This window comes from Simplicispira sp., from assembly GCF_028687295.1.
In the GTDB taxonomy this organism is placed as follows: Bacteria; Pseudomonadota; Gammaproteobacteria; order Burkholderiales; family Burkholderiaceae_C; genus Simplicispira; species Simplicispira metamorpha.
In genome coordinates this window covers 1-11565 of record NZ_JAQUAL010000015.1, presented here as the reverse complement: position 1 = coordinate 11565, position 11565 = coordinate 1, and the positions used below count along the sequence as shown (strand labels likewise).

Below are 11565 nucleotides of genomic sequence, written 5' to 3'. Positions count from 1 at the left end.
GAGCCAATGTTATTCGATTCATCCATTCGCAAGGAGCTGGCGCGCAGCTTCGGCGCGACCCTGGTGGTGCTGGTCACGGTGGTCATGACCATGATGCTGATCCGCACCCTCGGCCAGGCCTCGCGCGGCAGCGTCAGCCCCTCTGACGTGATGCTCGTGATGGGCTTTACCGTACTGGGCCAGCTGCCTACCATCCTGAGCCTGAGCCTATTTGTCTCCATTGTCGGCACCCTCTCGCGCATGTACCGTGACAGCGAAATGGTCATCTGGTTTGCCAGTGGCCGCGGGCTGCTCAGCTTGCTGGCACCGCTGCTGCGTTTTTCCTGGCCCGTGATGCTGGTGATTGCGTTGCTCTCGCTGCTGGTGTGGCCCTGGGCCAACCAGCAAATCGACCAGCTCAAACAGCAATATGAGCAGCGCAGCGACATTGACCGCATCGCGCCCGGCGAGTTTCAAGAATCAGCCAATGGCACACGCGTTTTTTTCATCGACAAAAACAGTGCCGCAGGTGAAACCGCCAGCGACGTCTTTGTGGCCGTGACCGAGCCCAAGGGGGAATCTGTCATCTCTGCCCGCAGCGCCCGCGTGGAGGTGCGTGATGGCGAGCGCTTTGTGGTGTTGAGCAACGGCCAGCGCATGGAGTCCGGCGGGGACAAACCCGGCACCAAAATCAGTGCCTTCGATGAATACGGCACCCGCATTGGCACAGCCCCTATCGCCATCTCGGACGAGGGCTCCGTGAAGACGCGCAGCACGCCTGATTTGCTGGGCCAGGCGTCGCCCATGGCCCAGGCGGAGCTGGGCTGGCGTATCGGCCTGGCGTTTGCCGCCCTGAATTTTGTGCTGCTCGCACTGGCGCTGGCCAGCGTCAATCCGCGTGCCAGCAGCAGCAACAACATGGTGTTTGCACTGCTCACCTTCATCGTTTATTACAACCTGCTGACGCTGGGCCAAAGCTGGGTGGGCTCGGGCAAGATGGGGCTGGTGCCTTTTCTGGCCCTGTTGCACGGCGGAACGCTGGTCTTTGCGCTGCTGCTGCTCAGCGCCCGGCACCACCACTGGAGCCCGCGCCAATGGTGGCAACGCAGGAGCGCCGCATGAAAACCATTCGCCGACTCATACACCGCGAAGTCATTGCCGCCGTCGGTTTTGTGACGCTGGGCTTTTTGGCCCTGTTCTTCTTTTTTGATCTGGTCGATGAGCTGCGCTGGGTGGGGCGCTATCCAGCAGGCGCGTATGGCCTGCCCCATGCCCTGTTGTTTGTCACGCTGGCGTTGCCCAGCCACCTCTACGAGTTGCTGCCCATCACGGTACTGATCGGCACGATTTTCGTCATGGCCCGGTTGGCACAAAGCTCGGAATTCACCATCATGCGCACCAGCGGCCTGGGGCCCTGGCGGGCCTTGCACACCTTGTTGGCGGTGGGCGGTTTTTTTGTGCTGCTGACATTTGCCGTGGGCGACTACCTGGCGCCCATGTCAGACCGCGCAGCACAACTGGTCAAGGCCCGCTACCAAGGCCGTCTGACCACGGGCGCCACCGGTGCCTGGCTGAAAGAGCGCCAGGGCGATCACTCTTTTGCCGTCAATGTGCGCGCTATCGGGCCCGACGGCGGCATGCTGGGCGTGCGCATTTTTGAATTTGATGGCCAAGGCCGCCTGGCATCACGCACCCAGGCCGACAGCGCACAATTTGGCAAAGATGGTGCCTGGCACCTGGCGCAAGTACAAAACAGCACCTTCCACACTGAAAAAGCCAACAGCCCCGCCCGCGTCGAAAAAATCGTCCTGCCAGAGTGGAACTGGCCCACGCAGATCAGCGCTGACATGGTGGCCGCTGCCGTGCTCAAACCCGATCGCATGGCCACCATCGACCTGTTCCAGTACGTGCGCCACCTTGAAGCCAACGGCCAGGCCGCCCAGCGCTACGAAATCGAATTCTGGCGCAAGGTGTTCTACCCCTTGAGCTGCCTGGTGATGGTGGTGCTGGCGCTGCCTTTTGCCTACCTGCACTTTCGCGCCGGGGGCATCACCGGCTATATGTTTGGCGGCGTCATGGCAGGTATCAGCTTTTTCCTGCTGAACAACGTGTTTGGCTTTGTGGGTAACCTGCAAAACTGGTCGCCGTGGATCACGGCAGCCGCCCCCGGACTCATCTACTCCCTGCTGTCACTGGCCGCCTTTGGCTGGCTGGTGCTGCGGCGCTAACGCCATGACCACCCTGCCCCCACCGCCACAACATGGCGTGATCTTGTTTGCCCACGGCTCGCGCGACCCCCAGTGGCGGGCGCCCATCGAAGCGGTGCGCCAGCACATCGCACGCCACCAGCCCCAGGTGCTGACCTGCTGCGCCTACCTGGAGCTGTGCGAGCCCGATCTGGCCCAGGCCACGCGCGACCTGCTGGCCCAGGGTGCGGCCAGCATCACCATCACGCCCATGTTTCTGGGCACCGGCAAGCACGCCCGCGAAGACCTGCCCCAGCTGATGGCCGCCCTGCGCGCGCAGCACCCCCAGGTGCAGTTCACCGTGCAACAGGCCATTGGCGAAGACCCGCGCATGACCGCCCTCATGGCCGACATCGCCTGCACGCCAGCGCACACCAGCAGCTGACGCCGCCCTGCGCAACCCCACCGCTGGTGGCTGCGCGCTGCACAGACCGTGTCGAGCCCGGCTCTTTAGACGCCTGAGCGATAATGATGCAACTCTTTAGCTGCATTCAGGCATGAACCTCCACCAATTTCGCTTCGTGCAAGAAGCCGCCCGCCGCAACCTCAATCTGACCGAGGCGGCCAAGGCGCTGCACACCTCGCAGCCCGGCGTCTCCAAAGCCATCATTGAGCTCGAAGGTGAGCTGGGCGTGGAGATTTTTGCCCGCCACGGCAAGCGCCTCAAGCGCATCACCGAGCCAGGCCAGCATGTGCTGCGCAGCATCGAACTCATCATGCGCGAGGTCAGCAACTTGAAGCGCATCGGCGAGCAGTTCAGCGCCCAGGACAACGGCACCCTCAGCATTGCCACCACCCACACCCAGGCGCGCTACGTGCTGCCCGTGCCGGTGGCCAAACTGCGCGAGGCGTACCCCAAGGTCAACGTCAGCCTGCACCAGACCACCCCCGACCAGGTGGCGCGCATGGTGATCGACGAGGTGGCCGAGATCGGCATGGCCACCGAATCCCTGGCCGATTACCCCGAGCTGGTCACCCTGCCCTGCTACGAATGGGAGCATGTACTGGTGCTGCCCCCCGGCCACCCGCTGGCGCAAAAAGAACGCATCAGCCTGGAAGACATAGCGCACGAAGCGCTGATCACCTACCACCCCTCGTTCACCGGGCGCGGCAAGATCGACGCTGCCTTTGCCGCACGCCGCCTGCAACCGCGCATCGCCCTGGAGGCCATCGACTCCGACGTCATCAAGACCTACGTGCGCCTGGGGCTGGGCATTGGCATCGTGGCCGAAATGGCCATGCGCGACGACCCTGTGGGCGACCTGCTGGTGCGCCCCGTGGGCCACCTGTTTGGCCAGAGCGTGGCGCGCGTGGCTTTCAAACGTGGTGCCTACCTGCGCAACTTTGTCTATAAATTTGCCGAACTCATCAGCGACCGCCTCAGCCGCGACCTGGTGGCCCGCGCCATGACCGGGCATGTCAACGACTACGAACTCTGATTTCCGCCCCCTCTTGCACCACGCCATGACCGAACGCACCCCCGCCCTTGTCAGCCGCCTGCCCCAGGTGGGCACCACCATCTTCAGCGTGATGTCTGCGCTGGCCGCGCAATGCGGCGCCGTCAACCTGGGCCAGGGCTTTCCTGACTTTGACTGCGACAGCGCCTTGCTTGATGCGGTGGGCCAGGCCATGCGCGCCGGGCACAACCAGTACGCGCCCATGGCCGGCGTACCTGCCTTGCGCCAGGCAGTTGCTACCAAAATAGAAGCTACTCACGCCCGCCCCTATTGCACTGAGGCCGAAATCACCATCACCGCCGGGGCCACGCAGGCCATTTTGACGGCCATTTTGGCCATCGTGCATCCGGGCGATGAAGTCATCGTGCTCGACCCCTGCTACGACAGCTATGTGCCCAACATCGCGCTGGCGGGCGGCGTGGCGGTGCGTGTGCCGCTCACGCCGGGCACCTTCCGGCCCGACTTCGACAAAATCAGCGCCGCCATCACACCCCGCACGCGCGCCATCATCATCAACAGCCCGCACAACCCCAGCGCCACCACCTGGAGCGAGGGCGACATGCGCCAGCTGCAAGACCTGCTGGCGCACACCGATATCCTGCTCATCAGCGACGAGGTCTATGAGCACATGGTGTTCGACGGCGCCACGCACCAGAGCGCCGCCCGCTTTGACGGTCTGGCCGCGCGCGCCTTCATCGTCTCCAGCTTTGGCAAGACCTTCCACGTCACCGGCTGGAAGGTGGGCACCGTGGCCGCACCCGCACCGCTGATGGCGGAGTTCCGCAAAGTCCACCAGTTCAACGTCTTCAGCGTGAACACGCCCATGCAGCATGGGCTGGCGCACTACCTGCAAGACCCCGCGCCTTACCTGCAACTGAGCGCCTTCTACCAGGCCAAGCGCGACCTGTTCCGCCAAGGCCTGGAGGGCTCGCGTCTGCGCCTGCTGCCCGCCACGGGCACCTACTTCCAGTGCGTGGACATCTCGGCCGTGAGCGACCTGAGCGAAGCCGATTTTTGCCAATGGCTGACGCGCGAAGTGGGCGTGGCCGCCATCCCGCTGTCGGCATTTTATGGCGACGGCTTTGACCAGCGCGTGGTGCGTTTTTGCTTTGCCAAGCAAGACGACACGCTGCGCGCCGCCATCGAGCGGCTGCGCAAACTCTGAGCGCGGCGCCCGCGTCCCTGCCCGCTACAGCAGCGGCAGCGGCGCAGGCGCAATCACCCCGCCCGCCTCCAGTAGCTGCGTGATCTGCGCTTCGGGCACCGGGCGCGAGAGCAAATAGCCTTGGAACTCGTCGCAGCCCTGGTAGCGCAAAAAGTCAAACTGCGCCTGCGTCTCCACGCCCTCGGCCACCACGGTTTTGCGCAGGCTTTTGCCCAGCGAGATGGCGGCGCGGGCAATCATGGCCACCTCTTCTTCGTGCTCCAGGCCCGTCACCAAAGAGCGGTCGAGCTTGATGGTGTCCAGCGGAAACCGGCGCAAATAGCTCAGTGACGAGTAGCCCGTGCCAAAGTCGTCCATGGCCAGGCCCACGCCCAGGGCCTTGAAGTCGCTCAGGATGGCCACGGCGCGCTCGCTGTCGCCCAGAAACACCGACTCGGTGATCTCCAGCTCCACCTGGCTGGACGGCATCTCGGCCTCGCGCAGCAGGCCAGCGATGTGCGCCACGATGTCGTGGCTCAAAAACAGCTGCGGCGAGAGGTTCAGCGCCAGGCGCAGCGGCACCGCGCGCGCATGGTTCCAGCGGCGTGCGGCGGCCAGCGCACGGCGCACGATGGCGGTGGTCAGCGGCAGGATCAGCCCGGTTTCTTCGGCAATCGGGATGAAGCGGTCGGGCCCGACGGCGCCCAGCTCGGGGTGGAACCAGCGCGCCAGTGCCTCCACGCCGACGATGCGGCGGCGGTGGTCCACCTTGGGCTGGTAATGCACATCAAAGCCGCCATGGTCCAGCGCGCTGCGCATGGCGGCCTCCAGGTGCAGGCGCTCGTCGGCTTGGCGGTTGAGCTCGCGGGTAAAAAACTGGAAGTTGTTGCGCCCCCGGTCTTTGGCAGCGTACATGGCCACATCGGCGTGTTTGAGCAGTTGCTGCGCATCATCGCCATCGCTGGGAAACATGGCCACGCCCAGGCTGGCGCCCACCTGAAACTCGCGCCCATTGAGCACAATGGGGCGGCCAATGTCTTGCAGCATCCGCTCCAGCAGGGAGATGACGCTGCTGGTGCGGTAGTGGTCGTTGATGACCAGCACGAACTCGTCGCCGCCCAGCCGCGCCACGGTGTCGCCACTGCGCAGGCAGCCCGTCAGGCGCGCAGCCACCTCCTTGAGCAACTCATCGCCCGCCGCATGGCCCAGGCTGTCGTTGATGAACTTGAAGTTGTCCAGGTCGATGAACACCAGCGCCAGGTAGTAGCCCATGCGCGTAGCACGCGCTATGCCTTGCGCGATGCGGTCGTTCAGCAACACCCGGTTGGGCAGGCCCGTGAGCAGGTCGTGGTTGGCCTGGCGCTCCAGCTGCTCCTGGTAGTGGCGCCGCTCGGAAATATCCTGCACCGTGCCCTCGTAGCACAAAAATTCGCCCTGCGGGCCGCGCACGACATGGGCGTTTTCGGAGATCCAGATGCGCGTGCCATCGCGCCGATGCACCTCGGATTCAAAATTGAGCACCTGCCCTTGCGCCTTCATGAGCCGGTGAAACACCTCGCGCCGCCCGGCCTTGACGTAAAGCCGCCGGTCGATGTCCGACAGGTCGGCCATCAGCGCGGCGGGCGTGTCGTAGCCGTAAATGCGCGCCAGCGCCGGGTTGGCGGCCAGGTAGTGGCCATCGCGCGAAGTCTGAAAAATGCCCTCGCTGGCGTGCTCGAAGATGTGGCGGTAGCGCAGCTCGGCGTGCTCCAGCGCCTCCAACGTGGCCTGGCGCTGGGTGATGTCCTCGACAAAGCCTTCCAGCACCAGCACATCCTGCTCATCGCACACGGCCACGCCGCGCTCGGCCACATGGCGCGTTTGCCCCGACAAGGTGGTAATGCGGTACTGCACGGCAAAGCGCTGCCCGCTGGCCACGGCGCTTTGGATGACCTCGCGCACCCGCAAGCGGTCATCGGGGTGGGTGATGTACTCCCACGACACGCCCGTGCATCCGAGCAACTGCGCCGGTGCATAGCCTGTAAGGTCGGCACAGCCCTGGCTGACAAACACCATCGTCCAGTGGGCATCGTTGAGGCAGCGGTAGGCCATGCCTTCGAGGTTGTTGACCAGCGTGTCCAGCACGCGGGAGCGGTTGACGATTTCCGTCGATAACAAACTGGCGCGGCGATGGCGCGGGGCGGAAAAAGGCACAAAAAAACCTCTGGCATGGGATGGATCAGACAAGCAAGCACCATGCCCAATGCAGACCACACCGCACCAGCCCGTGCCGCACCTTTCCGGGGCATAAAAAATGCTATTGATTAAATAGCTGCAAGCGCTTTATGCACAAGGCTTAGCGGCCTATTTGGCATCAAATTTCAGGCCCGAAGGACAGCGTTTTGCCACCCCGACAGCCTATCGAATGCACCAAACAGGTGCTGATGGATGCCTGGCCTGCGGGTTGATCAATCCCCTTTAGATAGCTGCTCGCGCTTATCCCGCAAGGGCCGTACCCGGCACCGCAGCCGCAGCCACCAGCCGCTGCGTGTAGGGGTGCTGCGGCGCATCGAGCACCTGGGCGACGGTGCCGTGTTCGACGATGGCGCCGTCTTTCATCACCAGCACCTGGTGCGCCATGGCGCGGATCACATCCACATCGTGGGTGATGAGCACATAGCTCAGGCCCTTGCCGCGTTGCAGGCCTTGCAGCAGCGCCAGCACCTGCTGCTGGATGGTGACGTCCAGCGCGCTGGTGGGCTCGTCCAGCACCAGCACCTGCGGCTGCACGATGAGCGCGCGCGCAATCGCCAGGCGCTGGCGCTGCCCACCAGAAAACTCGTGCGGGTAGCGCGCCAGCAGGCCGGGAAACTGCGCCTCGCTCAAGCCCACCTCGGCCAGCGCCGCCTCAACGCGCACGCGCCGCTGCGCGGGCGGCAGCGCAGGCTCGTGCACGCACAGCCCTTCGCCGACGATTTCTTCCACCGTCAGGCGCGGCGACAACGACGAGAACGGGTCTTGGAACACCACCTGCACTTTGCGGCGCAGCTGCTGGTTGGCGGGCGTGTTGCGCGCAGCAGGCTGCTGCCAGCCCTGCCCAGCCACCGTGAGCTGACCGCCATAGGGCAGCAGGCCCAAAATGGCCTGCGCCAACGTCGATTTGCCCGAGCCCGACTCGCCCACCACGCCCAGCGTCTGGCCCGCCAGCAATTGCAGGCTGGCGCCCTGCACGGCGACGAATTCGCCTTTTTTGAACCAGCCGCGCAGGCCCGGCAGCGGCGTGGGGTAGACCACGCGCAGGGCCTCGGTCTGCAAGACCAGCGGTGTGCCGGGCGCTGGCGCGTCCTCGACCACATCGCGCCGGGGCTGGCTGGCCATGAGGCGCTGGGTGTAGGGGTGCTGCGGCGCGCGGAACACCTCGGCCACGCGGCCCTGCTCGACCAGCACGCCCTGCTCCATCACGGCCACGCGGTCGGCAAAGCGGCGCACCAGGTTCAGGTCGTGGGTGATGAGCAGCACGGCCATGCCCGACTGGCGTTGCAAATCCGACAGCAGATCGAGAATCTGGCCGCGCAGCGTCACATCCAATGCGGTGGTGGGCTCGTCGGCGAGCAAGAGCGCGGGTTCGCTGGCCAGGGCCATGGCGATCATGGCGCGCTGGCGCTGGCCGCCGCTCAGTTGGTGCGGAAAGCTGTTGGCACGGCGCTCGGGCTCGGGGATGCCGGTTTTTGCTATCAATTCAATAGCTTCTTGCGCAGACTGGGCGGGCGTTAGCGCCTTTTTTAGCTCCAAAACCTCAGTGATTTGCTGGCCGATGGTCATGAGCGGGTTCAGCGCCGTCATCGGCTCCTGAAACACCATGGCGATGTCGCCGCCACGCACGCCGCGCATTTCGCGCTCTGAGAGTGATAGCAGATCGCGCCCGCGCAGCAAGGCTTTGCCGCTGATGTTGGCATCACCCGCCAGGCGCAGCAGGCTCAGGGCGGTGATGGTTTTGCCCGAGCCCGATTCGCCCACCAGCGCCAGCTTTTCACCGGGAGCGATAGAAAAATGGACGCCGCGCACCACGGCCTTGGCACCAAAGTGGACGGACAGATCCTGCACGTCCAGCAATGGGTCGGCAGGCATTTCCTCTCCAGTCATGTAAGTAACGTTCATTGCGATGCTTTGCGGGGGTCGAGGGCGTCGCGCAGCGCGTCGCCCATGAAGGTGAGCAGCAGCAGCGTGACCACCAGCACGGCAAAGGTGGACAGCGAAATCCACCACGCGTCGATGTTGTTCTTGCCCTGGCTGAGCAGCTCGCCCAGGCTGGGGGTGCCCGGCGGCACGCCCAGGCCCAGAAAATCGAGCGACGTCAGCGCCAGAATCGCCGCGCTCATGCGAAACGGCAAGAACGTCACCACGGGCGTCAAACTGTTGGGCAGGATGTGGCGCCAGATGATCTGCGCGTTGCCCACGCCCAGCGCGCGCGCGGCTTTCACATAATCGAGCTGGCGGTTGCGCAAAAATTCGGCGCGCACATAGTCACTCAACCCCATCCAGCCAAACAGCGAGAGCAGCACCAGCAGCAGCGCAATGCTGGGCGCCAGCACGGCGCTGAAGATGATGAGCAGATACAGCTCGGGCATGGAGCCCCAGATTTCGATGAAGCGCTGAAACGCCAGATCCGTCTTGCCGCCAAAAAACCCCTGGATGGCCCCTGCCACCACGCCCAGCAGCACGCCGGTGAAGGTGAGCGCCAGCGCAAACAGCACGCTGACGCGAAAGCCGTAGAGCAGCTGCGCCAGCAGGTCGCGCCCCCGGTCGTCGGTGCCCAGCCAGTTGGCCTTTGAGGGCGCCGACGGGTTGGGCGCCTGGGCAAAGTAGTTCAGCGTGTTTGGCCCATAGCGGTTGACGGTGTAGAGCGCCCAGTTGCTGCCCGCGCTCAGGCGCTCCTGGATGAACGGGTCGAGGTAATCGGTGGGCGTGGCAAAGTCGCCGCCAAAGGTGGTTTCGGGGTAGTCCTTGAGCAGCGGGAAATAGGTCTGCCCCTGGTAGCGCACGACCAGCGGGCGCTCGCTGCTGACCAGCTCGGCGCACAGGCTCAGCAGCACCAGCGCGCAAAAGGCGATCAGGCTCCAGTAGCCCAGCCGGTTGCGCCGAAAGCGCAGCCAGGCGCGGCGCGAGGGGGACAGGGAGGCTGGCGCGGAAGCTGCGGTCGGCACAGTGGCGACAACGGCAGCACGGTGTGTAGCAGTGGTATCCATGTCTTGCGCCTTACCCGGCATCACGCTGCAGGAGGGCTTTGCTGTATTGCAAAAACTCATCCAGGTGTTTTTCGATGATGGCGACGGTGATGGGCAGTTGCAGCGCCTTGTAATCGTGGACAGCAATATTGCGAAAACCGACCATGCGCTGCAAACCCTGGGCCAGCGGCAGCTCAATACGGCCTGCCTGGGCCAGCAAGGCAAACACATCGCGCGCACTTTGCGGCACACCCAGACGCTCACGCCGGATCAGGTGCTGGCCCATGTCCAGAGCGGCCTCGCAGGCGCGTTGGATGTTCAAAATGGCCGCATCCTGGCGCGTGAAATTGCTGGCAAAACTGGCCGGATCGCTGAAATACTCTTCACGCGCCCGCGCTACGCAGCGCTCAATGGTCGCGGCTTTGTTGATCAACACGTCATCCGCCATACACGCTTCCTCGCTCCTGGATATCGGCCAGCAGACCGGCCCGCGCCGTATCCAGCGCGGTTTTTTCGCTCAGGATGGCACTCTCGAACAGCGCCGCCTGCGCATCACGCGCCCACCAGCGCTGGCCGGTGGTAATGATCTGGTACTGCATCACCGTGGATGCTGCGCGCAAGTCCAGCAAATCAACGTCGCAACCGGCCACGTCGGCCAGGTCACCTGACAGGCTCCACAGCAGCAAAGGGTCAGCGTAGCCCTCCACCAGTACGGCCAGATCCAGGTCGCTTTCAGGCCCCGCCGTACCTTGCACACGGCTGCCAAAACCGTAGATGGCAAGCAGTCCCGGCAGCGGCGATTGCAGCGCAGGGACAATGCGCTCCACCACCTCGGGCGTCACTGGAGGTTGCATGGGCATGAATGTCCTTCAATCAAACTTGACACGCGGGTCCACCCACACATAGCAAAGGTCAGAAATCAGCTTGGTCACCAGGCCGATCAGCGTGAACAAGTACAGCGTGCCCAGCACCACCGGGTAGTCGCGCCGGATCACGCTCTCGTAACTGAGCAGGCCCAGGCCGTCGAGGGAAAACAGCGTCTCGATCAAGAGCGAGCCCGCGAAGAACGCGCCGATGAACGCCGCCGGAAAGCCCGTGATGATGGGAATCAGCGCATTGCGGAACACGTGCTTCCAGAGCACCTGGCGCTCAGACAAGCCCTTGGCGCGCGCCGTCAGCACGTACTGCTTGCGGATTTCTTCGAGGAAGGCGTTCTTGGTCAGCATGGCTGTCACGGCAAAGCTGCCCAGCACCATGGCGGTGATGGGCAAGGTGATGTGCCACAAATAATCGACGATGCGCGCACCCCAGGTCAGCTCTTCCCAGTTGGCCGACGTCAGGCCGCGCAGCGGAAACCACTGCAACTGCCCGCCGAACACCACCAGCAGCGCCACGCCCAGTACAAAGCCCGGAATGGCGTAGCCCACCAGAATGAGCAGCGTGGTCACCAGGTCAAAGCGCGAACCGGCGCGCACCGCCTTGGCCACGCCCAGCGGCACGGCCACCAGGTAGCTGATGAAAAACGTCCACATCCC

General features: G+C 64.2%; 11 protein-coding genes. 5 read left to right on the top strand and 6 right to left on the bottom strand.

What is annotated here, in order from left to right:
* Window positions 1–6 precede the first annotated feature (6 nt).
* The 5 genes from lptF to PHX69_RS03325 all read left to right on the top strand — a co-directional run bounded on the left by lptF (window position 7) and on the right by PHX69_RS03325 (window position 4847).
* Window positions 7–1101, top strand: coding sequence for an LPS export ABC transporter permease LptF (gene lptF / locus PHX69_RS03345; protein ID WP_288042364.1), 1095 nt, complete (start codon window positions 7–9; stop codon window positions 1099–1101).
* Window positions 1098–2207: an LPS export ABC transporter permease LptG gene (gene lptG, locus PHX69_RS03340; RefSeq protein WP_119012568.1), complete on the top strand. Its 1110-nt coding sequence runs from the start codon at window positions 1098–1100 to the stop codon at window positions 2205–2207. The genes lptF and lptG overlap by 4 nt, the downstream gene beginning before the upstream one ends.
* Before the next feature lie 4 nt (window positions 2208–2211).
* Window positions 2212–2610 carry a sirohydrochlorin chelatase gene (locus tag PHX69_RS03335; protein WP_288042363.1) on the top strand — a complete coding sequence of 133 codons (399 nt, stop codon included), beginning with the start codon at window positions 2212–2214 and terminating at the stop codon, window positions 2608–2610.
* Between the two features lie 112 nt (window positions 2611–2722).
* The gene (locus PHX69_RS03330) at window positions 2723–3664 is read left to right on the top strand and encodes a CysB family HTH-type transcriptional regulator (RefSeq protein WP_119012566.1); all 942 of its coding nucleotides are present in this window, start codon (window positions 2723–2725) and stop codon (window positions 3662–3664) included.
* 25 nt (window positions 3665–3689) lie between these two features.
* Window positions 3690–4847 (top strand): pyridoxal phosphate-dependent aminotransferase, encoded by a 1158-nt coding sequence (locus PHX69_RS03325; protein ID WP_288042362.1) that lies wholly within the window; start codon window positions 3690–3692, stop codon window positions 4845–4847.
* Between the two features lie 24 nt (window positions 4848–4871).
* Here the strand turns inward: PHX69_RS03325 and PHX69_RS03320 are convergent, their stop codons facing one another.
* The 6 genes from PHX69_RS03320 to PHX69_RS03295 all read right to left on the bottom strand — a co-directional run.
* On the bottom strand, window positions 4872–7019 hold the full coding sequence (locus tag PHX69_RS03320; RefSeq protein WP_288042361.1) for a putative bifunctional diguanylate cyclase/phosphodiesterase: 2148 nt from the start codon (window positions 7017–7019) through the stop codon (window positions 4872–4874).
* A gap of 282 nt (window positions 7020–7301) precedes the next feature.
* Window positions 7302–8963, bottom strand: a complete 1662-nt coding sequence (locus PHX69_RS03315) for an ABC transporter ATP-binding protein (RefSeq protein ID WP_288042359.1) — start codon at window positions 8961–8963, stop codon at window positions 7302–7304.
* Entirely contained in the window at window positions 8960–10051 is a 1092-nt protein-coding gene (locus PHX69_RS03310) for an ABC transporter permease (protein ID WP_288042358.1), read from the bottom strand. The genes PHX69_RS03315 and PHX69_RS03310 overlap by 4 nt, the downstream gene beginning before the upstream one ends.
* 10 nt (window positions 10052–10061) lie before the next feature.
* Window positions 10062–10478 (bottom strand): type VII toxin-antitoxin system HepT family RNase toxin, encoded by a 417-nt coding sequence (hepT, locus tag PHX69_RS03305; RefSeq protein ID WP_288042357.1) that lies wholly within the window; start codon window positions 10476–10478, stop codon window positions 10062–10064.
* The gene (gene mntA, locus PHX69_RS03300) at window positions 10468–10884 is read right to left on the bottom strand and encodes a type VII toxin-antitoxin system MntA family adenylyltransferase antitoxin (protein WP_288042376.1); all 417 of its coding nucleotides are present in this window, start codon (window positions 10882–10884) and stop codon (window positions 10468–10470) included. The genes hepT and mntA overlap by 11 nt, the downstream gene beginning before the upstream one ends.
* Before the next feature lie 15 nt (window positions 10885–10899).
* On the bottom strand, window positions 10900–11565 hold a 666-nt coding region (locus tag PHX69_RS03295), incomplete at its 5' end, for an ABC transporter permease subunit (RefSeq protein ID WP_288042356.1).